Below are 24,634 nucleotides of genomic sequence, written 5' to 3'. Positions count from 1 at the left end.
TACCTCCGAATTTATTCATCTGTTAAAATCCTATTTCCAACTAAATAAAAAAACAATGAAAAACACTTTACTTCTTTTCATATTTATCAGCATTTTTTCGCTGAACAATCATGTTCATGCTGATGTTTCTGTAACTCATTTGAAATGTGAATACCTGGTTAATCCAATTGGAATGGACACAAAAAGCCCACGTTTTTCATGGCAAATTAGCTCTGAAGAAGCGGGGGTTGAGCAACAAGCTTATAAACTAATTGTGGGAGCCGATTCTAAAAAAGTGGCCGCCGGCGAAGGCGATTCATGGGACTCAGGAATCATAGAATCTTCAACAATTCCTGCTGTTTATCAGGGCGAAGAACTTCAACCTTTTACTACTTATCATTGGCAGGTAAAAGTTCAGTTGCAGGACGGAAGCTGGTCGGACTATTCAGAAATAGCCAGTTTTGAAACCGGAATGATGGGCCAGCATAATTGGAAAGGAGCCTGGATTTCGGACAGTTATGATTTTAACATAAAACCCGCGCCGTATTTTCGCAAAGAATTTAGTGTGGGTAAAAAGATAAAATCGGCGCGCGCATACATTGCCGTGGGCGGTTTATACGAACTTTATTTGAATGGCAAAAGAATAGGGAATCATCGACTCGACCCAATGTACACCCGTTTTGATCGCCGAACGCTTTATGTTACTTACGATGTAACCCAAAATTTGACCAACGGCGAAAATGCTGTGGGCGTTATTTTAGGAAATGGCTGGTACAATCATCAGTCAACTGCGGTTTGGTATTTTGAAAAAGCACCATGGCGTGCCCGTCCGAAGTTTTGTATGGATTTGCGGATAACCTATGAAGACGGTTCCGAAGAAACTGTTTCCACCAACAGCGATTGGAAAACTTCACTTTCGCCCGTAGTTTTTAACAGCATTTATACGGCTGAACATTATGATGCGCGGCTGGAACAAGCCGGTTGGAACAAACCCGGATTTGACGATGAAAAATGGAATGGCTCGATGTTAACCAACGCTCCGTCAAAGAACATTGTGGCGCAGGTGATGCAGCCGATTCGAAATGTGAAGGAAATACCTGCTCAAAAAGTAACCAAATTCAGCGATACTGATTACGTGGTAGATTTTGGCAGGAATATGGCCGGGGTAACAAAATTGAAAATAAAAGGAGCGGAAGGAACAACCGTTCGTTTAAAACATGGAGAGCGTTTGTATGAAGATGGTCATGTGGATATGTCGAATATTGATGTGCATTACCGCCCAACAGATGATTCAGATCCTTTCCAAACCGATATTGTAATTCTTAGTGGCAAGGACGATGTTTTTATGCCGAAATTCAATTACAAAGGTTTTCAGTTTGTGGAAGTAACTTCCGATAAACCCATTGAGTTTTCAGAAGAAAATTTAACGGCGTATTTTATGCACAGTGACGTTCCTCCTGTTGGCGAAATCACTTCTTCTAATGACGTGCTGAATAAAACATGGGAAGCAGCAAATTCTTCGTATTTGTCCAATTTATTTGGTTATCCAACTGATTGTCCGCAGCGTGAAAAAAATGGCTGGACAGGTGATGCCCAAATTAATATTGAAACCGGATTATACAATTTCGATGCAATTACGGTATATGAAAAATGGATGGCCGACCATCGTGATGAACAACAATCCAACGGCGTGCTTCCGGCAATTGTTCCAACCGATGGCTGGGGTTACACATGGGCAAACGGGCCCGACTGGACAAGTACAATTGCCATTATCCCGTGGAATGTATATCTGTTTTACGGCGATAAAAAGATTCTGGCAGACTGCTACGAAAATATAAAGTTGTATATCGATCATATTGATGAACTGTACCCCAGTGGAATTACAGATTGGGGACTTGGCGACTGGGTTCCGGTAAAATCAAAAGCACCCAAGGAATTCACATCAACGGCTTACTATTTTGTTGATGCAACTATTCTCGCAAAAGCAGCAGCCATTTTAGGAAAGGGCGTTGATGCAGAAAAATATTTTGCTTTGGCTGAAAAAATTAAAGATGCATTGAATGATAAATATCTGAATCGCGAAACCGGTATGTACGGCGATGGTTTACAAACCGAATTGAGTTTCCCGTTACAGTGGAATTTTGTCCCGGATGACATGCGCGCAAAAGTTGCAGCAAATCTGGCAAAACGAGTGGAAGCCGACGACAATCATATTGATGTCGGTTTGTTGGGAACAAAAGCTATTTTAAATGCCATGAGCGAAAATGGTTACGCCGATTTGGCTTACAAAGTAGCCGCGCAGGAAACATTTCCGTCGTGGGGATGGTGGATTGTAAACGGCGCGACAACATTTTACGAAAACTGGCCGCTCGATGCTTCGCGCGATATTTCGATGAACCACATTATGTTTGGCGAAATTGATGCCTGGTACTACAAAGCGCTTGGTGGCATTTTTCCCGATGAAAAGAATCCGGGCTTTAAAAATATTATTCTGAAACCCAGCTTTGTTGAAGGTCTCGACCATTTTACTGCAAAACACGAAAGTCCTTACGGTGAAATTGTTTCGTCGTGGAAGAAGTCGGGAAAAACAGTTACTTACGAAGTTGCTGTTCCTGCCAACAGCACAGCAACTGTTTATTTGAATGGGAAAAGTGTAAAAGAAGGAGGTAAAGATATTCTGGCAAATCCAACCATTCAGGTAGTTCAGAAAAATGAGAAGCAAACTGTTCTGCAAGTGGCATCCGGTTCTTATTCTTTTTCCATTAAATAGTACGTTTTTTAATCTTAATAATTAGCCCCGGATTTTAGTCCGGGGTATTTTAACCATACAACAAAGCCTAAAAACCAACCATGAAACTCATACTAAATTCCTTTTACTTTCTTTTCATAGTAACATTGCTTTTTTCGTGTGCTGCACCAAAAGAAAAACAAACTCAATCTACAGCAGAAACGGAGAAGCCCAAAATTGTCAATATCATAAATTTTATTCGTTTGCTCGAACCAAGAAGCGAGGAAATCACAGAAGATGTGTTGTTTCAAACGGTGGTGCAGCAGGTGGAAATGATGAAAAAATATCATCTGGGTGGTACCTTTTTATTGCAGTACGATGCATTGATGGATTCGCGTTACCAGGAACTATTGAAAAGTTTGCCCGACAGTTCTTTTGAAATTGGCGGTTGGTTTGAGATTCCACAGCCGCTGGTTGAAAATGCCGGAATGAAATGGCGCGGTCGTTATCCGTGGGATTGGCATGCCGACGTGGGATTTGCCACCGGCTACACTCCCGAAGAGCGCGAAAAACTGGTGGATGTGTATATGAAAGATTTTAAAACGATTTTTGGTTATTATCCGAAATCGATGGGCTGCTGGTTTATCGATGCGCACTCGCTGGAATACATGTACGAAAAATATGGAATTGTGGCCTCGTGCAATTGTAAAGACCAGGTGGGAACCGATGGTTATACCATGTGGGGCGGTTACTGGAATCAGGCCTATTATCCGAGCCGGAAAAATGCGTACATGCCCGCACAAAACAGCGAGAATCAGATTCATGTTCCTATATTCCGAATGTTGGGAAGCGACCCGATTTATCAATACGACGATGGTTTGGGAAATGAGCGTCAGGGTGTTGTCTCGCTGGAGCCGGTTTACGAAAAAGGCGGCGGCGATTCAACTTGGGTAAACTGGTATTTTAGATATTTTGTGGAAGGTGAAAGTCTGGAATATGCGTATGTACAGGTCGGCCAGGAAAATTCTTTTACATGGGAACGGATGGAAAAAGGCTTTGAAATTCAACTGCCGCTGATTGCCCAATTGCGCGATGAAAACAAAGTAAAAGTGGAAACGCTGGCCGAATCGGGCGAATGGTTTAAAAAGAATTACCAAACAACGCCGGCAACCTCGGTTTCAGTTTTGGAAGATTTGCCCTGGAAAAACAAAAAAACGCTGTGGTTTAACAGTCGCTTTTACCGGAGTAATTTACTTTGGCAAAACAGCGAGCTTTTCTTTCGCGATATTCAGCTTTTTGATGAAAACATGGAATCGTTGTATTTGAATAAAAACGGAACTTCAAACCAGTGCCTCTATTTTGCGCTCCCTTTTGTTGACGGATATTTTTGGAGCAATGCCGAACAGCGTGCCGGCCTTCGGTTTAAAGCGTTGATTGACAGGGAAGAAATTCTTCTGAAAGGCGATCAAATTTCAACTTCCGAACCTGAAAAGGGAACTTTACAAGTAGATTGGAATTTGAACGATCAGCTCGGAACGTTTTCTATCAAAATGAATGAAAATAATCTAGAAATTCAATTGGACAGCAAAAAAGAAGTCAATTGGTTTCTGGATTTAAATGCCGTTAAAAATGCCGACTTGCCTTTTGTTGAAATTACTCCGCAAAAAATTACTGCCGAATTTAAAGGAATGAGATACGCCGTAGCAGCCTTAAAAGGAGAAATCTCCATTCCTCAAAATGGGAATGTTTTCCGGATGACTCCAAAGGAAAATACAGTTGTTTTGAATTTTTCTGAGAGGTGATGGTTTAGCTGAGATTTCAATTGGAATTAGGATCCAACCCCAATCAAATTAATAATTCCCAGCAGGAATAGCATCACTCCGCCCCACGCTTTGATGTAGTAAATTCGTTTCCCGATGAGGCTTTTCCCGCGGAGAATGCCAAGCATGGTGGCAAAAAATAAAACAATTCCGCTTATCAGGGCAACGGCGAGAATATTCAGGTTGAGTAAAGCCAAACTAATTCCAATGACAAGTGCATCGAACAAAGCAGCCAGAATCATACTGAGTAAAACGGTAAGCGGAATTGAATTTAACTTGTTCTTTTGGACAAAACTTTCAACAATCATTTTAAGGCCAAGCAAAGCTAAAATGGCCAGTGCAATCCAGCTTTCATAACGCGTAAGCAAATCTTCCAGTTTTTCGCCGGAATACCAACCAACAATCAGCACCGGAATGTGCAAGACAATAAGGCCCAGCGCCACTTTTACTGATTGGTTAAAACGGATTCTGTTAAGTGTTTTTCCGGTGGAAAGCGAAATTTCCAAAGCTCCCATAGAAAGTGCGGTGATGATTAAAGTTATGGTAGGAATTGTCATCTTATGATATGTTTTCGATAAAAAATTCCGGAGAATGGAATAAAAGCATCCTGGTTCCCCGGAGAAAAGCGTATTAATCAACCATTTCGGCCGTGGAAGAATCCGTGGCTTTGGGATTTCCCACGGTGATATGTTTCACCTCAAATTCGGTTCCTTCAAGTAAATCGTAATCCATTTCACCCACAATTGTTATTTCCGTTTTGTGGTCGAAAGGTTCGGCGGGCATGTGTTTTTTCTCAATTTCAATTTTAATTCGCCCACTCGAATCCTGAAACCAGTAGTTTTCGTCGGTAATTTGCTCCACCACATAACCCTGGAGTTTTACCATGATGTCTTTTCTGTCCAGTTTTAATGCCTGGTCTGATGCGTCTTTTACTTTATATAATTGGGCCGATGAGCCAGGGCCGGTGTATTGGGCGTACCCGGCACTAAAAATCCCGGCAAAAAAAACTGTCATTAAAATCATTCCGAACGTTTTCTGAATTGTTTTCATATTCCTAATTTTTTGTGAAGCCCGTTTTCTGAGAGAGATTGACCTCGGTCGTTCTCATCGTTTTCTTTCTCAGTCGCGAGCTGTTTTGTTTTTAATTCGCTAGCTAAATTAGGAAGCAATTCTGGAGAGATTTGGGATTTCTATTTCTGTTCGAAAATTATTTCAATTTTGTGATGATTTGTTTCGGAAATAGCGTAGGAAATTTTGAATTTATAGACTTCACAAATTTCTTTTACAATGGCCAGTCCAATGCCGGTGTTTCCATTTTTCCCTTTTGAAAAACGTTGCAGCAGCACTTCCGGATTTCCGCTAAACAGCGGTCCGCTGTTTTCTACAGTGAGGTTTTTGCTTGTGAGCTTTACGGAAATAAAGCCGTTTTGAATATTGTGTTTTACTGCATTTTTTATGAGGTTGTTGACCAGAATTTCAGCCAGCCCTGCATCCATAAAAATTGAACAGGCGTCTGTTTCTTTTGCGATTTTTATTTCGCGAAGGGCTGCCACTTCCTCAAAGGTTTCCAGTGAACCTTCAAAAATGTTTGTGAAATTGATTTTTTCGTTGTTGTTGAATTCGCGGTTGTTAATTTTGCTCAATAACAAAAGCGATTTTTGAATTTGCGAAAGTTTTGTCGCTGCGGAATAGATCTTATTTAGCTCTTCCAAATGCGCAGCTTCCTTGTCTTCTCCAAGTAATTTCCCTGCATTGGCTTTAATCACAGCAAGATGGGTTTGCAGTTCGTGCGAGGCATTTTCATTAAACTCTTTGTTGTGTTGAAAATCGTCTGTAATTTTTTTCAGGAAAGAATGCAAAGTCGAATTCAGCTGGCTAAATTCATCAATGGTGGTTTGTTCGAAATTGGGTGGAGGAGAGCCAATTTTGTAATGAGTAATTTTGATTAGCGTTTTGTAAAACGGGTGCCAGATTCTGCCTGCTACAATATTGAGCGTCAGCATCAGGAAAACTCCAATCAGAAAAATGAGCCCGGTGATTATAAAAATGGTTCCCTGGGCAATGTCGTCGCGGCCCAGTAGTAAATGGCGAATAACAATGGTAAAATCGCGCCCGTTGTGATTGATGGAAAAACGCAGCTCGCGGTGAGGAACCATTTCATTGTCGCCGGATTCGAGAAGGAGCGTATCTTTAAAAACGGGTTGTTCCAGTTTTAAATCGGGAATAATATCGGCCACTTTATGAAAATCGGGCAAGTCGTTGTTTTCTTTGTGGTAACGAACCAGTCGCTCCATTTCGTAGGTCAGAAATTCGTCGGTTTCCTCGTAAGAAATGTATTCAATAATAAAAAATGCAAAAAGACTCCCGATAACCAAAACAGGAATCAACGACACCGAAGTATAAATGTATGTTTGTTTAATAAGTCTCATTCGGTCGGGTTTGAGTCGAGTTTGTAGCCAATGCCGTACACCGCTTTTATAGGCGTGTTTACACCAGCGGCACTAATTTTTTTTCGAAGGTTTTTTATGTGCGAATAAATAAAATCAAAAGAATCGGCTAAATCCATGTTGTCACCCCAAATGTGTTCAGCAATACTTTCTTTGGTCAGTGTTCGCCCCGGATTTGAAAAGAAAAATAAAAGAATGTCATATTCGCTTTTTGTCAGTTCAATTTTTTGTTTGCCGGCAAAAACTTCTCTACTGGCCGTGTCAATCGAAATTCCGTTTACAGTTACTCTGCTGTTTCCCGAAAAATTACGTCGGCGCAACAATGCTTTTATCCGGGCAACCAGTTCGGCCATGTCAAAAGGTTTGGTAATGTAATCGTCGGCACCTAAATCAAGACCTTCAATTTTATTATCGAGCGAGTTTCCGGCAGAAATAACTATAATTCCGGTTGAAGGATTTTGTGTTTTCATTTCTTTGATGAGCTCCAATCCGGAACCGTCGGGAAGATTAATATCCACCACAAAAACATCGTAGTTGTACAGGAAAATTTTTTCATGTGCATTCTGAAAATTCAATGATGTTTCGCACAAAAAACTCTCCGACTCCAACGTTTCGCTTATCGCTTCCAGAAGTTTCGCGTTATCTTCAACAATCAAAAGTTTCATCTGTCATAATTTGTACTGCCCCGTTGCCGGATGAAATAAAAGCTTTATTCCTTTCTGTTTCTTATTTCGATCGAGGGCTTTGTCCCCATTTCTCAATAATAGAATTTAATTCTGGATAAATTCTGGATGTTTTAACAAAACGCTAAAACAGGCTTTGTTATTGGGTGTTCTTTTCAAATAAAAGTGGATTCCATCTTACACTAAAAGATGAAATCCGTTCTTCTATTTTATATGAATATTATTCTGAAAGTTCGTAACCTAAATCAGTTCCTTTATCAACTGCAGGAATTCCATCTTTCATCCATTTTGGCATTGGTTCTCCTTTTAAGTAGTGATCGAAAAACTGCGACAGACGAATCTGAAAATCTGTTTTGTCGCGCACTTTTAAGGGCCAGTGGTCGGCTTCGTTGTAGTTGAGCAACCACGCCGGTTTTTGTAATCTGCGGAGGCCAACAAAAAATTCAATCCCCTGGTACCAAGGCACTGCGCCATCGTCGTCGTTGTGCATAATTAAAATTGGGGTATTTATTTTGTCGATGGTAAACAGCGGGGAATTTTCGAGGTAACGCAGCGGCGCCTCCCAGATTGATTTTCCGATGCGACTTTGGGTATGTTCATACTGGAAAGAACGGTTTAATCCCGATCCCCAGCGAATTCCTCCGTAAGCTGAAAACATATTCACAACCGGTGCACCCGATTCAATGGCGGCGAACAAATTTGTTCGAGTAGCGAGGTAAGCCACCTGGTAGCCGCCCCAACTGTGGCCTTGCGCGCCAATGTGTTTTTCATCAACAAAACCTTTTTCAATTAACGAAGTAACACCGGGCATAACACAGTTAAACGCATCTTCGCCCGGGTAGCCGGTTTTGTAATATACATCGGGGTTAAAAACCAAATATCCGTTGCTTGTGAAGTAATGATAATCGATGGTAGAACGGTGGTTTTCAGGCATCCGGTAACTGTATAATTCCTGCGAACTCTTTTCGTAAAAATTTACAATCATTGGGTATTTTTTTGAAGGATCAAAGTTTTCCGGTTTGTGTAGTGTGCCTTCCAATTTGCGTCCATCCAACGACGTCCATGTAACCAATTCCGCCGTTCCCCACAAAAAGTCCTTTTGTTGTGGAGCCGCGTCGCTAATATGTTTTATTTCTTTGAACAATAAATCTGTAGCAATTAAATTCGGATAGGTCTCATAGTTTTCTTTGGTAAAAACAACCATGTCAGCATCTTTTGCTTTTTGAGGTCGGTTCAAGCTGTATTTTCCGGACATTAATTTTTGAGGGTCGCCTTTTTTGAGGTTCAGAACATAGTAACCGTCTTCGCGTGTTACCTCGTTGTGTGCACTTAAATACATTGGTTTTTTCGGGTCAATTCCCTTTTGTTCTTCGCCACCAAAACGTGAACGTCCCTGGTTTTCAAAATCAATAACGCGGTATTCAATGTTGTTTTCCCTTCCATTTTTTGTGATTTTAACCGGAGCAGTTTTGTTTTCCGGATCAACTTTCCACACATCAAAACGGTCGTTAATAAGAATCGCGTCATCGTCTTTTAACCACCCGGCATTTCCGTAAGAACGCGGTAGATTTGGCACGTCATTTAATTCATCGGCTACCTGCACCGTTTTCGGAGAGGTAATTTTGACTTCTTTTTCGCTTTCAATATTTAAGGTGTTCCACGATGTGTCCACTGCATTGTACCAGTAAACATATTTTCCTTCCGGCGAAAAACGCGGATTCGCGCGTACATCCGTATTAATTTTTTTTGCATCGCCGGTGTTTACGTCAACCAAATAAAAATCGTTGTGGTCGGGACTTCCTTCCCACATGCTTTGCACAGCGTACGGATGATTTGACCATGCAATAAATGTATCGCCGTCGCCACTTTGTGTTTGTTGTATTCCTGAGAACATTTTTATTTCGAGTTGAACGGCTTTTTTCCCCGGAATGTCAAAAACAGAGAGGTAGGTTTTTTTCATGTCGCGGTCGCGGCTGTTCAACTGAACGGTTTGAAGTTCTTCTTCGTTCCATGTCCAAACATCCAAAACCGGTATTTCTTCTTCCAAAACAGTGGTGTCTTTGGGAGCTTTTTTCGGCGCGGTTCCATAAAATAAACGTTCGCCCGAATCAGAAAACGAAAGTCTTCCGTCTTCACTGATTTCCCAACTTTCAGGAATAGCGTCGTTTTCGTTGGTGAGAATTACAGAAGCTGTTTCTTCGCCACTCCACAAATACAAATTGTAGTTGGCTTCCTCCTTTTTTTTGTCGGAAGTATCACCTAAAAAAGCAATTTCACGACCTGTTTTGCTGATTGACAATTGTTTGAATTTCCCTTTGCCGTCCCATATTTTTTGAGGCAGGTTTGCTTTTAAATCAACACAATAAATTCCTGCGTCAAAAGTGTTGTCTTTTCCATCAGAAATAAACGTGAGTTTTTCTTTTTCTTCTGCGAAAATATAGTCGCTCACCGCCGGAAATTCAGAAATTTCACCTGAAGACAAGTTTTTTACAAAAAGTGGAAAAACCTTTTCATCTTTTTCTTCATTTTTCCCTTTTTCCCCTTTGGGGCCTTTTTCTTTTTTTGTGGTGTCTTTAGGCGCTTCTGTTTGCCAGGCAATCCATCCTGCCCATTTTTCGGGAACTTTAACTGATTCGAAGTTTTTTACAGTATCAATTTGGTTATTCTCCAGATTGTAAATTAAAAGATTGTTTTTTGGAAAATCTTCTTTTTTTGTCTTTTTCAATTTGAGTGTCCGGATTGTATCTTCCGCTGGTTTTAGCATGAATACAACAAATTTGGAGTCGGAAGTTATTTGTGCGTTGCTAGCGCATTTGATGGAAGCTTTTTCCGCTCCTTCCGGCGTTGTAATTTTTAGCGTCGGGTCGCCTTTCCAGGGCTCTTGTTTGTAAACAACGTATTTGCCATCGTTTGAAATGTGTTGTTCGGTAATTCGTTCCCACTCCAGAATATCGTCGTGTGTGAGCGCTTTCTTTTCCCCCTGAGCAAAAAGAAATAACGAATACATTAAAAAAGTAAACAGTGCAGCAGTTTTTTTCATTTGAATCGTATTTTATAAAATTGATTTTCCCTTTGAAACGATTAAAGTAGAAATATTTTTAGAGATTTTAAATAAACGTGCAAAATCTGAGTTGGAATATAATTTTAATATTAAACGTTTGTGCTAATCATTAAATAATATAAAAAAAAGTATTTCTACTGATGAATTTGCAATAATATTGTAACTTCGATTACTACTAAATAGATTTTAAAAGACCAAAAATCGTGATTGCAATAGAAGAACGAGTTGAGCACCTTTTAATAATTTTTGAATTTCTTTTAAAAGGTGATAGTCAGGAAAAGCTGCTTTCAGAAAACAAGGATTTTTTGGGAAATTGTTCACCTACGGATGTTTCTTCACTTGTTGACCGACTGGTTTCAGTGGGGACGCCAATGGAGAGGATTAAAACAGGAATTGATAAATTGATGGCTATGCTTCGTCCGGCTATTGAAAATCATCCTTACATTCCGCCATCATCGGAGACTTATCTTGGGTGTTTGCTGGAAAATAACAGAATACTGGATGAAAAATTAGGGGCTATTCAACCTTTATTAAAGCAGTTGAATGAATTTCCCGAAAATGAAAGCAACAAGACTTCGTTAGGCGCAGCTATTATCGAATTATCGAAGTATAGAAATTATTACGAAATTAAGGAGAGTATTCTTTTTCCTGAAATTCGCAGACATATTTCGAAAAGCGGTTGTCTTACCGTAATGACATCGTATCACAAAGAAATTAAGACAAAACTGGAGCAGGTCTTACATTTGCTTTCTTCAGATAATTTAGATTTAGCTGAATTTAATAAAGTTGTAAGTGAATTATTATTAATCATGTACGACGTGAAGTTCAGGGAAGAAAGGATTCTTTATATTATTGTTCAGGACTCCATTTCAGAAACTGTGTTGAATTCTTTGTATGATGAAAGTATGGAAATAGGATTTCCCTATTTTCAGCCAAATTTTGAAGACAAAAAAAAGAACGAATAAAATTTTTTGCCATCTTGTTCTCATTCAAATTATTGATTCCGTTTGGTAGATTACCCCACGTTCTTCCAGATATTTTAAAATATAAGTGAGATTACCGTCATTTTCTCCAACAAATTCCGGAGGGTTAACTCCAGGTTTTGAAAAACCTCCATCGAGCATTAAATTTACTACCGCAGCACATGTATATCCGGTTGTTCTGGCCATTGAAATTGTTTGGCTTTTTCTGTCAAATCGGTCAAGTAGATTGTAAGTAAATTTTGCAGGCTTTCCGTTTTCTGTTCCTTCAACAATAATCCGCATAATCGTAAAGTCTTCTTCTCCTTCTTTTAATTTCCATTTTGGGAATAACAATTTAGAGGTTACATCAATTGGCCGAATTTTTGTCCCGTTTACATCTATTTCTTCGTAGGAAAAGAAGCCCGATTCGCGAAGAACTCTCAAGTATTCAATACATCCCGGGTAACGCAGTGTTTTTTCAATCATATCAGGAATATTTTTCATGGTTTGCATTAATGAACGAAGTCCGTCAGAATTCCATGATTCCAAAGTTCCTATTCCTTCAAAATGAATCAATTCAGGATCGGAAAGCGCTTCTTTGGTAACCATTTCATAATTTTGAACAAACCGAGCCGGGCGCGTGTATTCTTCAATCACATCAATGGGGGAGAACACGGCTTTGTATTCATAAGGCCATTCGCGAATAACCGGCAGACCGCCAACTAAACATTCGTACGATTTTACCTGCATGTTTTTGTTGTGATACCCAAGAATAATATTTCCCATTCCGGGAGCTACGCCGCAGTCGGCAACTACGGTTACACGATGTTTTTTTGCCAATCCGTCGAGTTGCATAAAATCTTCCGGCATAAATGAAATGTCAACCATGTTTTTGCCCGACTGAATCACTGCTTTCATTGTTTGGTATCCCATAAAACCAGGAACAGCCCCAACGACCAAATCAAAGTCTTTTACAATTTCTTTTAGATTTTCAGAGTCACTCAAATCTGCCTGGATCATTTTGATTTCCGGGTGATTCTGAAATTTTTTAAATGCCTCAGCGTGTAAGTCAACACTGGTAACATCATAATTTTTAGAGAGGTCAATGGCAATGGCACTTCCTACCAGGCCTGCTCCGAGAACAATTATTTTTCTCATAATTTTTTTCAAGCAAGATTAGAATACAGGCTGCAGGTTTTCCCACTTCACATTCCAGTCGGAAGGAAACCCGGGATTATTTTTTGTATTTCCTTCAAAACCGGCACACATCATAGCAACAGCGGTCAATAAACCTCCATTCCCAGGAAGATATATGCGTAATCGTGATGTTTGATAATTGTGTCCGTTTACCAGGTAGCTGTTTTTTTGCACATCTTTTAATAAGAGACTAATGGCTTTGTCTGGTTCACCCAAGCGTGTAGCCGACATTGCTGCCATCGGGTAGTCCCAGCCCCAGGTACTTTCCCAGTTCCATATTTTCTCAATATGATTGAAGGTGTTTTTCATGATTGCGGTATCCATTTTTACCGTTGCAGGCAAAATTCCGAAAGCACCCAAAACCATTGGATGATCGGAATAGTAATGCTCGTTTTCATATGAATCGGGTGCACTTTCAGCAGCAAGGTACAGTCCGTCTTTTTGTGCAAATGCAGGTAATCCGTCAATAACAGCCTGCCATTCCGGGTTAGGTGGCATGTTTAGTCTTTTGAGCCAGTTTTGTGCAACTGATAATCCCCAGTGCCAGTATGCCACTTCAAAAGGAGGGTTGCAGGTTTTCTCTTTTTCCAGACTTTCCTGCGCCGGGATGAGTGGCGGGCCCAAAATGTAACGGCTGTTCTCTTTATCAAAACGGGCAAAGTCGGCCATAAAATCGGCGGTTGCAAAAACAAGATCAGCGTATTCCTTTAAGGTTGTTTCGGTGGGATTCTGACGGTAACATAATTCTGCAAAATATATAATATGAGGTTGTTGCCAGATTAAAAATTCACCGACACCGGAGGGGCTGTCGCTGCCGTTCGGATCGGTCATTTTAGGCCAGCGGACACCATCGTACCCCTGAATTTCGGCCTTGTGTTTTGCTTTTTGGTAAATATCAGTATAATACCCCAGACTTTTTGCAAGAAGGTCGGTTCGGTTCCAGTAGGCCCAATGTGTAGCATGCCACCAATGCATCTCAATATGGAATTTGCCAAACCAACTGTTGTAAGTTAACCCGGTTTCCTGGGGTGGTAGTGTTCCCGCACATTGAATTCGCTCCAGGTACTGCGAAAGAACAACACGGCGTTCCAGTTCTTTGGCAAGTGGATTTTCAGTAGCTGAAAAGTCGACAGCACCACCTGTCTCCCAGTAGTTTTTCCACATTTTGATTGAAAGCTCTTTTGCATGCGTGAAGCCGGATATTTCTTCAAAATTGTTGGTAGGTTTGAACTCTACGGTTACCAATAAATCAGTATTTTCAATTCCGGGTTGTAAAACAAAATAATGTGGCTCTTTCAATTTTAGTTCCGCGTTTCCGGTCCAGGTAAGTCTTGCAAAATATTCAATTGTGTCAATTATATGTTTGAACGTAACATCGTTTGAGTTTTGGCTAACAATTTCAGATGTGTGTTTCTCCGGGCTTTTCCAATCACAGGCGTCGTCAGCATGATTGCCCGTTGGATAAGGGAAACGGAGTTTTATTCCCAGTTGATTGGTTTTTATGATATCTGATTGAATATGAATTCCTACTAAATCTTTTTCGGGATGACAAACGGTTTCAATATTTACCTTTTGTTCTGAAATTTTGAAGGAGCTCGTAATCAGCCCCTTCCATAAATTCAATTGTTGGTCTATACTTTCTATTTCTTCAGAATTTACGTGTGTTTTATTTGTATGCAAAAGTTCCAGTCCAATAATTCCCAGATGTAAACGGTGCGGATTTACTCTGCAATAGTTGGCTGCTTCCTTTTTTCTTTCGGGTTCATTCCATTGAATTGCATAGGGAACCTTTCTTCCTTCAACATCAAAATCCTTATATGACTCTTTCAGTTTATAGCTTTCTGTATTTGGAAAACTGTGCCAGCCCCATTCTGACATTGTCCCGAGGCAAACGCCGTTTTTATAAATTTCAGGAAAAGTTTGCAGGCCGGTGGCATCGACAGTAAAAGCAAATTTTCCGTTTCCTGCCGAAAGCGAAGAAAGCGAATCAAAACTGTTGATTTGGATATTGTGTCGGTTTACCAATGCAAATCGGTCAATTTTCCTTCCTTCTTCTTTTGTTGGTGTACAAGAGAAAGCTATTCCACAGAAAAGAAAAATCAGAGAAATGAGGTTTTGGTTTAGTTTCATTTGTTTTGACATTTTCAATTTTAAAAACAGGAAATCAAGTTGTGTTGTTTTTTCACCCTGTAACATTTTATCAAGAGAACCCGGTTTTAGGTTTTGCATAAGTTTAGTTTTAGTCCTTCGAAAATAGTTAAAATCAATATTTTCCTGAAATTAAAATTATTATCTTGAAACCGATAAAAAAGAAAGCGGAAAACATCAACATATTTTCCGCCAAAATTTTTACATTTCTGATAACGCAGAAATGAAATTAATAAACTAAAACAGAGTAAACTTATGAAAAAAAAGTGTAGGTCAGAAATCTTTTTACTAAAAGAATTGTTTTTTAGAATTTTGTTATTGAAATTGTGAGTGAATTTGTCCTTTCTAGTATAGGAACGATTTAGCACTTTGTTCAAAAACGTATTCTCCAATAATATAGATATCATTTTCGTGAGCTAAAAGTCAGGTCGCGAATTGTATTTTAACTTACTTTTCTCTAAACTAAAACTCTTCATTAAAATGAATAAATTTTCCAGACGCCAATTTTTAGGAAAAACAACACTTGCTGTTCCGTTAATTTTTGTCCCCCGATTTGCCAAATTATCACCCGTTTATCAAAATGATTTTCAGATTGTTGAAACGCAGTATGGACAACTTCGGGGATATCGTGAAAATGGAGTAACCATTTTCAAGGGTGTTCCTTATGCCGGCGATGTTTCCGCTGCAAAGCGTTTTCATAAAGCCGGACCTGTTAAGTCGTGGACTGGCATTCGGGATGCTTTGCAATTGGGGCATCCTTCCATTCAACCGCCCAATCAAACGTATGGAATTAATGAACCTGACCCTTCAGAAGATTGCCTGGTTTTAAACATTTGGACACCGGCAAACGATGGTAAAAAGCGCCCGGTGATGGTCTATAATCATGGCGGAGGATTTCGAACCGGTTCTGGCGGAAGTACTTCCCAGGACGGGGCAAACCTGGCGCGAATGTACGATGTGGTGGTCGTGGCAACAAATCACCGGCTGGGATTACTCGGATTTTTGTATTTGGATGAGTTGGGCAGAGACGATTTTAAAGGCTCCGGGAATCGCGGCGTTCAGGACATTGCACTTGCGTTAAAATGGGTGCATGAAAATATTGAAGTTTTTGGCGGCGATCCTGAAAATGTGATGATTTTTGGCGAGTCGGGTGGTGGCATGAAAACTTCCTGTTTGTATGCCATGCCGGAAGCCGCGCCTTATTTTAGCAAAGCTTCTATCGAGAGTGGCCCGGCTGTCGAAATTATTGAGGCTGAAGATGCGGCTCAAACAACACAATCGTTGTTGGAATACTTAAATATTTCAAAAAATAATTGGAAGAAATTGCTTGATGTTCCTGTTGAAGTTTTGTTGGAAGCGCAGGGCAAACTTCCGAAAAAGCCCAGCAAACACAGCGGAGGATTTTGGGGAATTGGAAACTCGGGAGTGGGCAGTTTTGGTGCGGTAAAAGATGGTGTTGTTTTGCCGAATCATCCGTTTGAACCTAAGGCTCCTGCTATTTCAAAAAACAAACCTTTGCTAACCGGATGGAATGAAGATGAATATATTTTCTTTGCCATGGTGGGCGGAGATGTTGAGGTTTTTACTCTTTCAGAAGAGCAGTTGAAAAATCGTCTTCAGAATGATTTTGGTGAAAATGCAGAACTTATAAGAGAAACGTATCACAAAGCATATCCTGAAAAAACACCCGGCGAAATTTATATCGCCATCCGTTCCATTATGATGATGGGGTTGGGTTCGATAACGATTGCTGAACGAAAAACCGAACAGGGTGGAGCGCCAGCTTATTTATATAATTTTGGTTATAAATCGAATGCAAAAATTCAGGGAACCGACTTTGAATTTGCTTCGATGCATGCAATGGATATCCCGTTTAAATTTTACAATGTTGAGTCGGGAATGGCCGGAACAAAACCGGACAGATTTGAAGCTTCAAAAAATATGACTTCGCTGTGGACAAGTTTTGCGCGAACCGGAAAACCGGAGGCAACCGGGCAACCTGAATGGCCAGCATTTAATTTGAAAGAGCGGCCTCTTTTAAGAATTGATACACAGTGTGCGGTTATTGAAAATCGATTCAAAACAGTAAAAGAAATGTGGAAAAATATACAACCAAGTTAAATCAATACTAAAATTCAAAAACCAAAAATTATGAAAACGAACAGACGAAATTTTTTCCAGACAATGGGAGTTGGAGCAGCCGGTTTCGGATTGGCTTCATCATTTCCGTTAACGGCATGTGCAAACGATGCAGAAAAAGACAAAAATGAAAATGATGAGCAAGTTCTTTTTATCGGTGATGATATTGCAATTGCGGATACTGTTTACGGAAAAGTAAAAGGATTTATTTTGCGCGGAATTTATCAGTTTCGCGGAATTCCTTACGGTGCTGATACCGGAGGAAAGAACCGTTTTATGCCTCCGCAACGTCCGGAAAAATGGGACGACATCCGCCCGGCGGTTTGGTGGGGAAATACGGCTCCGCAAATTATGGATAATCGTTATGCCAATGCCTATTCTTCTTTTGTTGACCACTGGAATTATGACGATGTAAGTGAAGATTGTTTAAAATTAAATGTTTGGACACCTGCAATTGATGCGAATAAACGTCCTGTTTTGGTTTGGCTGCACGGTGGTGGTTATACCAACGGTAACGGAATTGAACAGGATGGTTACATGGGGGAAAATTTGAGCCGAAAAGGAGATGTTGTTTTTGTTTCAATCAATCATCGATTAGGGCCGATTGGATTTTCTGATTTGTCGGGAGTAGGCGGAGAAAAGTACAAAGATTCCGGGAATGTTGGTGCGCTCGATATGGTGGCTGCTCTGGAATGGGTAAAAGAGAATATTGCCAATTTTGGCGGAGACCCGGACAATGTCACAATTATGGGGCAGTCGGGTGGTGGAGCCAAAGTTTGTACATTGGCGGCAATGCCCAAAGCTGCCGGCTTAATTCATAAAGCTGTTCCGTTAAGTGGCTCGACCACGCAGGCAATGAATCAGAACGTTTCCCAAAGATTAGGTGAATATATTTTGAAAGAGGCAGGTTTGAAATCTTCAGAAATTGACAAATTGCAGGAAATGCCGTGGAAAGACTACATTTTACTTGCCAATAAAGCCAGTCAAAAATTTCGGGAAGAAGGTGGAGAAACCGGTTTTAGAATGGGATTTGCTCCGGTGGCGGATGGAATCAATATTCCGAAAGGGACCTTTTATTCCGAAGAAAACGGTATTTCGGCAACTGTTCCAATGATTATTTGCAGCACTTTCCACGAGTGGGGTATGGCCAGAACAATGCCCGAACTGGAGAACATGACAGAAGAAGAGGCTAAAAGCATGTTGAAAGAAAGAGCCGGTTTTAGAGGCGGATTGGGAGATAAAGCTCCGGCTGTTTACGATGCTTATGCAAAAGTTTTTCCGGATGCCACGCCCATTGAAATTATGACTTTGGTTGCCAGTAACCGGAAAGGAGTAGTTGATACAGCTACTGCAAAAAGCAAACAACCGGCGCCGGTTTATGTTGCCTGGTTTGGTTGGGAACCACCGTTGTTTGATAATCGAATGCGGGCGTTTCACTGTTTGGATATTTGCTTCTGGTTTTACAATACTGATTTGATGCTTACACACACAGGAGGAGGTGCCCGTTCGAGAAAGCTTTCCGAAAAAATGTCGGATGCTTTGCTTGCGTTTATGCGTACAGGTAATCCAAATTGTGAAGGTCTGCCCGAATGGCCAAAGTTCACCGCAGAAAAAGGTGAAACGATGATTCTAAACGATGTCTGTGATGTAAAAAACGATCCTGATCGGGAAGGCAGAATGATGCTTTAAAATGAAAAAGCGGTGCGGCAATTTGTGCCGCTTTTTTACCATCCCCCGCTTAGACCATGACTAAGCGCTTTCTGGTAATTCTCAAGGTTGAATTCATATAAATAAGGCGCTTTGTAGGCTCCCCCTCTTTTACGTTCATCCAGTTTATTGAGAATTTTGTAGGATAACATTTTTCTTTGAAAATTTCTACGGTCAAGTTCCTTTCCTAAAATGGTTTCATATAATTTTTGAAGTTCAGGCATGGTAAATTTTTCCGGCAATAAATTGTAACCAATAGGTTGATAACTTAACTGAAGACGTAAAACATCCAATGCTTTCTCTATTATTTGATTATGATCCAAAATATAAGACTCATTTTCATTTACATTTTTCCATATGCATTTATCAGAAAAGAAGTCGGGGGTAGGCTCTACTTTGGTGTACTCAACAAGAGCGTAAAATCCAACAGAAATAAATCGTTTACCGAAAAAATCTAAATCAGGTTTAATTCCGGAAGCCACTAAGTCGTTAACCGCCGGATTTGTTGCGGCACGAGCCAAATCACTAAATACTTTAAACTGTTTCAGAAAAATATTATCCAACCCGGTTCTTTCCTGCAAAACCCTTTTTGCGGCTTCTTCGAGAGTTTCATTGGTTTTTAAAAAACCACCAGGCAATGCATAATCCCTGGTATATTTTAATTGAAGGGTCAGAACCTTTAGTTCGTTATTGTGGAATCCGAAAATTACACAATCCAGCGAGATATGGTCAAGAAAGTCTGAAGTATTTATGGTATGTGAATCCGCTGTCAATTTAGATTTTTTTATTGGCGGCAAAGTAAATAAAATTCCTCTTTTTTTTGATTAATAAAATTAAAATATTTATTATTGTGTATGTTTGACACATAGTAATTCTGTTTTGATTTATGTTATATCAAATACTAAGATTTGTATAATTTATAGTTAACAAAAATTAATATAAAGAATTAGAATGGGAATTAATAAACTAAAACACTTTAGCCAGATAATACTGGCTATTTTTTTAATTTTTTTCGTCTCTTTGCAAGCCGCAATCTCTGCCGTGAAGGATGTCGAGGCTATTATCAAATCGAAGACGACGCTGAATGTTGCAAAAGATATGGTTGCCGGAAAAGTTACAAAGGCAATGGAACCTCAGAAAGATTTTGTTAGGCTACATAAATAAGGACAAGTTGAGACGCTTCTCCCCGGAGAATTGTTCGAAGGGGAGAAGCTTTTATGAATTTGACTAACATTACTTTAAATATATATCTTCAATACTTTTTGATAGATAAAACGGACTGACTATTTTTTACTAACTTAATGAACTGGCTGACTTATGAAAAATTTATTTTTAATATGGGGAGTTATAGTCGGATTTCTTTTTCTTTCATGTGAAACACAAAAAGATACCCTGGTTAAAGATGCAGTTCAAACTGAAAATGGTTGGATTAGCGGTACTTATAACGAACTCAGCGGAATAACATCATTTAAGGGAATTCCCTTTGCTGCTCCGCCTGTAGGCGATTTACGCTGGAAGGCTCCTCATGCGGCCGGTTCATGGGATGGGGTTAAAAAATGTAACAAATTTTCAGCCAGTCCGGTACAAGGGACGCCGGTTCCGTTTTCAATGTGGACACAGGAGTTCATTGCTCCCCAAGAACCACTAAACGAAGATTGTTTATACCTGAACGTGTGGACAGGTGCGGAAAAAGCAGGTGAAAATCGTCCGGTTTTGGTATACATATACGGCGGAGGTTTTTCCAGCGGATCTGGTGCTGTTTCGGTTTACAACGGAGAAGAAATGGCAAAAAAAGGCGTGGTTTTTTTAACTGTAAACTATCGTGTTGGTGTTTTTGGGTTTTTGGCTCATCCGGAACTAAGCGCCGAGTCGGAATATAATGCGTCAGGAAATTACGGTTTATTGGATCAGATCGCTGCATTGCAATGGGTAAATAGAAATATCGAAGCTTTTGGTGGCGATCCAAATAAGGTTACCATTGCAGGGCAGTCGGCCGGAGCTTTTTCTGTTAATTATTTGCTTGCCTCTCCGCTAACCAAAGGATTGATTCACCGAGCTATTGCCGAAAGTGGCGGGGCTGTTTTACCGACCAATAAGTTAGCAAGAGGAAACACGCTGGAAAGTGCTGAGCAGGCAGGTGTGAAATATGCAGAATCATTAGATGCAAACTCTGTAGCAGAGTTGAGAGAAAAAACAGCAGAAGAAATTTTAGCGGTTCGCGGCCCTTCTGCTCCAATTGTTGATGGATATGTTATTCCCAAACCAATGAATGAAATTTTTGCCCTGGGAAATCAAAATGATGTCCCTTTAATTTTAGGTTGGAATCAGGATGAAGGATTTGGCGGACCACCACAATCTGCTGAAAAATTCAGAGAACAGATAAAACAACAGTTTGGGAACGAGGCTGATAAATTCCTGGCTTTATTTCCTCTTTCAACAGATGAAGAAGCAAAGGAAGTACAAAATGATTTGGGATCGATACAGAGTTTTGGTATTCAATCTTATAAATGGATGAATTACCAAAATGAAACTGCAACTTCAAAAGTGTATATCTATCGCTTTGAGCGCGATTTGCCTTATGGAGAAGGAATGGAAGACTACGGAGCGTTTCATACGGGAGAGGTGCCTTATGCCTACAATAACCTGAAAATGAGTCCTCGTCCATGGAAGAAAGAGGATTATAAACTGGCTGATATTATGTCTGATTATTGGGTGAGTTTTGCTGAAGATGGCAATCCAAACTGCGAAGAGCTTCCCGAATGGCAGGCATGTGCGCCGGAGAATTTAAAAGCAATGATTTTTGATTTAAATGTTGAATGCAAAGATCTTCCAAACAAGGAGATTCTAAGTTTTCTTGATAATTATTATTCTAACCAATAAAAATGAAAAAGAGCGTATTCTTTAAGAGCATGGTTTTTACCGTATTGTTTATTGTTTTGTTTGTAACTTACAGTTGTAGCCCTAAGTGGTCCGAAGAACAAAAGGAAGGCTATAATCTGGTCTGTAATCAGGGAGGGCAAATCTTAAGCTATTCTCCGGTTTCCGGTGTTGTTATTTTGGAGGATGACGGCTTTGCTTTTAAAGATTTAAATAAGAACGGCACCTTGGACAAATATGAAGACTGGCGTTTGTCTTTTGATGAAAGAGCTCAGGATTTGGCAACTAAAATGTCGGTTGAACAAATTGCCGGCTTAATGTTGTATAGTGCACACCAATCAATCCCTTCCGGAGGAAGAGGCCCCTTTGGTAGAGCTACATACAACGGAAAGTCTTTTGCTGAAAGTGGAGCAAAAGCAAGTGACTTATCAGACCAGCAGATTAAGTTTTTAACAGATGATAATTTACGACATGTGCTGATTACCTCTGTCGAATCACCAGCGGTAGCAGCGCAATGGAATAACAATATGCAGGCTTTGGTGGAAGGAATTGGGTTGGGAATTCCGGGAAGTACCAGTTCTGATCCGCGTCACAGAACCTCGGCTGATGCCGAATTTAATTCAGGTGCCGGAGGAAACATTTCTATGTGGCCGACCTCTCTGGGTTTGGCAGCTACTTTTGAGCCGAATATTGTTAGAAAATTTGGAGAAATAGCTTCAAAAGAGTACCGGGCCTTAGGGATAACAACGGCATTATCACCTCAGATTGATTTGGCCACAGAACCACGCTGGGGACGTTTTAGCGGAACCTTTGGAGAAGATCCGCAATTAGACAGGGATATGGCACAAGCTTATGTTGATGGATTTCAAACTTCAGAGGGTAAGGCAGAATTAAAGGAAGGATGGGGATATTCCAGCGTAAATGCCATGGTTAAACACTGGCCTGGCGGAGGTCCTGAAGAAGGCGGGCGCGATGCACATTTTGCATATGGGAAATATGCTGTATATCCCGGGGAAAATTTTAAAGATCATCTTATTCCTTTTGCCGAAGGAGCGTTTAGATTAGATGGCCCTACAGGCTCGGCTTCGGCCGTAATGCCATATTATACTATTTCAAATGGTTTAGATATAGCGTATAAAGAGAATGTGGGTAACAGTTACAGTAAGTATTTAATTAATGACCTTTTGCGGGGAAAATATGGTTATGAAGGAGTGATTTGTACTGATTGGGGCATCACCAAAGATAATCCGGCTGTAAATTCATTTGGAACAACATCGTGGGGAACAGAGCATCTCTCCGTTGCTGAAAGACATTATAAGGTAATTATGGCAGGCGTTGACCAGTTTGGAGGGAATAACGAAATGGCCCCGGTTATTGAAGCCTATAACATGGGTGTAAAAGAATACGGAGAAGATCTTATGCGCGTAAGATTTGAGCAGTCTGCAGTTCGTCTTTTGCGAAACATTTTCCGGACGGGCTTGTTTGAAAATCCTTATCTGGCAGTTGATAAAACGGAGAAGACAGTTGGTAATCCTGAATTTATGGCCGCCGGATTTGAGGCACAGCTCAAATCGATAGTTTTGCTAAAAAATAGTGAAGCCACCCTTCCTTTTAAAGAAAATCCCAAAGTTTATTTACCTAAAAAATATTATCCTGCAACCCGGGGGAGATTTGGATTTGGTGGTTCTGAAGAGAAATGGGACTATCCGGTTAATCTGGAAATTGTGAAGAAATATGTTGAAATTGAAGAGCTGCCTGAGCAAGCTGATTATGCACTCGTTTTTATTGACAGTCCAAATGGAGGAAGTGGGTACAGCATTGATGATGTTGAAACTGGCGGAAACGGATATGTTCCCATTAGTCTGCAATACAAAGAATATACTGCAAAATACGCCAGGGATGTTAGTATAGCAGGAGGTGATCCATTGGAAGATTTCACAAACCGTTCCTATAAAAATAAATCGGTTACCGCTACTAATACAAAGGATCTTGACTTGGTTCTTGAGACAAGAAGGAAAATGGGAGATAAACCGGTGATTGTTGTTGTAAATGTTTCAAATCCAATGGTTTTTGCTGAATTTGAAAGGAATGCGGATGCTATTGTTGTATGTTTTGGTGTTCAGGATCAGGCAATAATGGAAATTCTTAGTGGTAATGTTGCTCCATCAGGCTTATTGCCTTTCCAAATGCCTGCAAGTATGAAAACTGTCGAGGAGCAATTCGAAGATGTTCCCAGGGATATGCGATGTCATGTTGATTCGGAGGGAAATACCTATGATTTTGCATTCGGATTAAATTGGGCGGGTCCAATAAACGACAAAAGGGTTCAGAAATACAAATAAGCTTTAATAGCAAAACTTAAAATTGTTAAGGGCTGGTCCAATTTACTTTCCGGACAGCCCTCTTTTCATCTGTTATTTACCTATAAAATCAGAAGAAGTATGCCTATGGTCGGGATTACGATTTTTTACTGTATCACACAAACTCTCGCCAAACTCGTTTGTTCAGTAGTTTAGCAACAATCGTATTGTATCGTATCATCATTGCCAGACCTCAGGCTTAAGAACAGCTCAGGAACAGCAAATGAACTGTACCTGGTTTAAATAAAATTAAGTCTACGTCAGGGGATTATCCATAAGGAATTTCCGAAGTTTTCTTTATGTACATACGTTCAGGTTGTAAATGTCCGTTTTTGGGTTTAAAACAAATTTTCTTAATTGTAATTCCTTGCTTGGCAGTTGCTATTGAGTTCCTTTTCGAAGTTGTGATTCTTTTTGAAGGAAAAATTATTTTTGTTTTTTAATGCATATTCTATTCTGTTTTATAATTTAAATTCCTTTTCAATTGTTTGGATTTAAACATTTTTCTGTCGATTTAGGGGTTACC

16 protein-coding genes are annotated in these 24,634 nt (G+C 40.1%); 8 read left to right on the top strand and 8 right to left on the bottom strand.

The annotated features are described in order from the left end of the window. Window positions 1–55: 55 nt before the first annotated feature. Both GM418_RS03615 and GM418_RS03610 read left to right on the top strand, forming a co-directional pair. On the top strand, window positions 56–2,749 hold the full coding sequence (locus tag GM418_RS03615) for a glycoside hydrolase family 78 protein (RefSeq protein WP_158863237.1): 2,694 nt from the start codon (window positions 56–58) through the stop codon (window positions 2,747–2,749). An 80-nt stretch (window positions 2,750–2,829) separates the two neighbouring features. After that, a complete protein-coding gene (locus tag GM418_RS03610; protein WP_158863235.1) occupies window positions 2,830–4,509 on the top strand; it encodes a hypothetical protein in 1,680 nt (559 codons plus the stop codon). 26 nt (window positions 4,510–4,535) lie between these two features. Here the strand turns inward: GM418_RS03610 and GM418_RS03605 are convergent, their stop codons facing one another. The 5 genes from GM418_RS03605 to GM418_RS03585 all read right to left on the bottom strand — a co-directional run bounded on the left by GM418_RS03605 (window position 4,536) and on the right by GM418_RS03585 (window position 10,697). Beyond that, window positions 4,536–5,084 (bottom strand): manganese efflux pump, encoded by a 549-nt coding sequence (locus GM418_RS03605; RefSeq protein WP_158863233.1) that lies wholly within the window; start codon window positions 5,082–5,084, stop codon window positions 4,536–4,538. A 73-nt stretch (window positions 5,085–5,157) separates the two neighbouring features. Next, entirely contained in the window at window positions 5,158–5,577 is a 420-nt protein-coding gene (locus GM418_RS03600) for a NirD/YgiW/YdeI family stress tolerance protein (RefSeq protein ID WP_158863231.1), read from the bottom strand. A gap of 140 nt (window positions 5,578–5,717) precedes the next feature. Next, window positions 5,718–6,956: a sensor histidine kinase gene (locus GM418_RS03595; RefSeq protein ID WP_158863229.1), complete on the bottom strand. Its 1,239-nt coding sequence runs from the start codon at window positions 6,954–6,956 to the stop codon at window positions 5,718–5,720. After that, complete coding sequence (locus GM418_RS03590; RefSeq protein WP_158863227.1) at window positions 6,953–7,639, bottom strand: response regulator transcription factor; 687 nt, start codon at window positions 7,637–7,639, stop codon at window positions 6,953–6,955. The genes GM418_RS03595 and GM418_RS03590 overlap by 4 nt, the downstream gene beginning before the upstream one ends. A gap of 238 nt (window positions 7,640–7,877) precedes the next feature. Next, on the bottom strand, window positions 7,878–10,697 hold the full coding sequence (locus GM418_RS03585; protein ID WP_158863225.1) for a S9 family peptidase: 2,820 nt from the start codon (window positions 10,695–10,697) through the stop codon (window positions 7,878–7,880). 224 nt (window positions 10,698–10,921) lie between these two features. Here GM418_RS03585 and GM418_RS03580 point away from each other — a divergent pair, with 224 nt between their 5' ends. Next, window positions 10,922–11,683, top strand: a complete 762-nt coding sequence (locus GM418_RS03580) for a hypothetical protein (protein ID WP_158863223.1) — start codon at window positions 10,922–10,924, stop codon at window positions 11,681–11,683. 24 nt (window positions 11,684–11,707) lie between these two features. On the opposite strand, the gene GM418_RS03575 is transcribed toward GM418_RS03580, so the two are convergent. Further along, the gene (locus tag GM418_RS03575; protein ID WP_158863221.1) at window positions 11,708–12,838 is read right to left on the bottom strand and encodes a saccharopine dehydrogenase family protein; all 1,131 of its coding nucleotides are present in this window, start codon (window positions 12,836–12,838) and stop codon (window positions 11,708–11,710) included. Window positions 12,839–12,856: 18 nt separating this feature from the next. Then, entirely contained in the window at window positions 12,857–15,106 is a 2,250-nt protein-coding gene (locus GM418_RS03570; protein ID WP_246222815.1) for a hypothetical protein, read from the bottom strand. Between the two features lie 399 nt (window positions 15,107–15,505). On the opposite strand from GM418_RS03570, the gene GM418_RS03565 reads away from it, so the two are divergent. Further along, window positions 15,506–17,146 carry a carboxylesterase/lipase family protein gene (locus GM418_RS03565; protein ID WP_158863219.1) on the top strand — a complete coding sequence of 547 codons (1,641 nt, stop codon included), beginning with the start codon at window positions 15,506–15,508 and terminating at the stop codon, window positions 17,144–17,146. 30 nt (window positions 17,147–17,176) lie between these two features. Next, the gene (locus GM418_RS03560; RefSeq protein WP_158863217.1) at window positions 17,177–18,853 is read left to right on the top strand and encodes a carboxylesterase/lipase family protein; all 1,677 of its coding nucleotides are present in this window, start codon (window positions 17,177–17,179) and stop codon (window positions 18,851–18,853) included. 35 nt (window positions 18,854–18,888) lie between these two features. Here the strand turns inward: GM418_RS03560 and GM418_RS03555 are convergent, their stop codons facing one another. Then, complete coding sequence (locus GM418_RS03555; RefSeq protein WP_158863216.1) at window positions 18,889–19,644, bottom strand: NUDIX hydrolase; 756 nt, start codon at window positions 19,642–19,644, stop codon at window positions 18,889–18,891. Window positions 19,645–19,822: 178 nt separating this feature from the next. Here GM418_RS03555 and GM418_RS03550 point away from each other — a divergent pair, with 178 nt between their 5' ends. The 3 genes from GM418_RS03550 to GM418_RS03540 all read left to right on the top strand — a co-directional run bounded on the left by GM418_RS03550 (window position 19,823) and on the right by GM418_RS03540 (window position 24,090). After that, entirely contained in the window at window positions 19,823–20,035 is a 213-nt protein-coding gene (locus GM418_RS03550; RefSeq protein WP_158863214.1) for a hypothetical protein, read from the top strand. Window positions 20,036–20,188: 153 nt separating this feature from the next. Next, window positions 20,189–21,751, top strand: a complete 1,563-nt coding sequence (locus GM418_RS03545; protein WP_158863212.1) for a carboxylesterase/lipase family protein — start codon at window positions 20,189–20,191, stop codon at window positions 21,749–21,751. Between the two features lie 2 nt (window positions 21,752–21,753). Continuing rightward, a complete protein-coding gene (locus tag GM418_RS03540; RefSeq protein WP_217447699.1) occupies window positions 21,754–24,090 on the top strand; it encodes a glycoside hydrolase family 3 protein in 2,337 nt (778 codons plus the stop codon). The last annotated feature ends 544 nt before the right edge of the window (window positions 24,091–24,634 follow it).

It is taken from the genome of Maribellus comscasis, from assembly GCF_009762775.1.
In the GTDB taxonomy this organism is placed as follows: domain Bacteria; phylum Bacteroidota; class Bacteroidia; order Bacteroidales; family Prolixibacteraceae; genus Draconibacterium; species Draconibacterium comscasis.
The sequence above is the reverse complement of the archived record's forward strand: the minus strand, read 5'-3'. Positions and strand labels throughout refer to the sequence as shown.

Coding starts and splice junctions, on each gene's coding strand:
- GM418_RS03615 (WP_158863237.1), top strand. CDS start 56: ATGAAAAACACTTTACTTCTTTTCATATTTATCAGCATTTTTTCGCTG.
- GM418_RS03610 (WP_158863235.1), top strand. CDS start 2,830: ATGAAACTCATACTAAATTCCTTTTACTTTCTTTTCATAGTAACATTG.
- GM418_RS03605 (WP_158863233.1), bottom strand. CDS start 5,084: ATGACAATTCCTACCATAACTTTAATCATCACCGCACTTTCTATGGGA.
- GM418_RS03600 (WP_158863231.1), bottom strand. CDS start 5,577: ATGAAAACAATTCAGAAAACGTTCGGAATGATTTTAATGACAGTTTTT.
- GM418_RS03595 (WP_158863229.1), bottom strand. CDS start 6,956: ATGAGACTTATTAAACAAACATACATTTATACTTCGGTGTCGTTGATT.
- GM418_RS03590 (WP_158863227.1), bottom strand. CDS start 7,639: ATGAAACTTTTGATTGTTGAAGATAACGCGAAACTTCTGGAAGCGATA.
- GM418_RS03585 (WP_158863225.1), bottom strand. CDS start 10,697: ATGAAAAAAACTGCTGCACTGTTTACTTTTTTAATGTATTCGTTATTT.
- GM418_RS03575 (WP_158863221.1), bottom strand. CDS start 12,838: ATGAGAAAAATAATTGTTCTCGGAGCAGGCCTGGTAGGAAGTGCCATT.
- GM418_RS03570 (WP_246222815.1), bottom strand. CDS start 15,106: ATGCAAAACCTAAAACCGGGTTCTCTTGATAAAATGTTACAGGGTGAA.
- GM418_RS03565 (WP_158863219.1), top strand. CDS start 15,506: ATGAATAAATTTTCCAGACGCCAATTTTTAGGAAAAACAACACTTGCT.
- GM418_RS03560 (WP_158863217.1), top strand. CDS start 17,177: ATGAAAACGAACAGACGAAATTTTTTCCAGACAATGGGAGTTGGAGCA.
- GM418_RS03550 (WP_158863214.1), top strand. CDS start 19,823: ATGGGAATTAATAAACTAAAACACTTTAGCCAGATAATACTGGCTATT.
- GM418_RS03545 (WP_158863212.1), top strand. CDS start 20,189: ATGAAAAATTTATTTTTAATATGGGGAGTTATAGTCGGATTTCTTTTT.
- GM418_RS03540 (WP_217447699.1), top strand. CDS start 21,754: ATGAAAAAGAGCGTATTCTTTAAGAGCATGGTTTTTACCGTATTGTTT.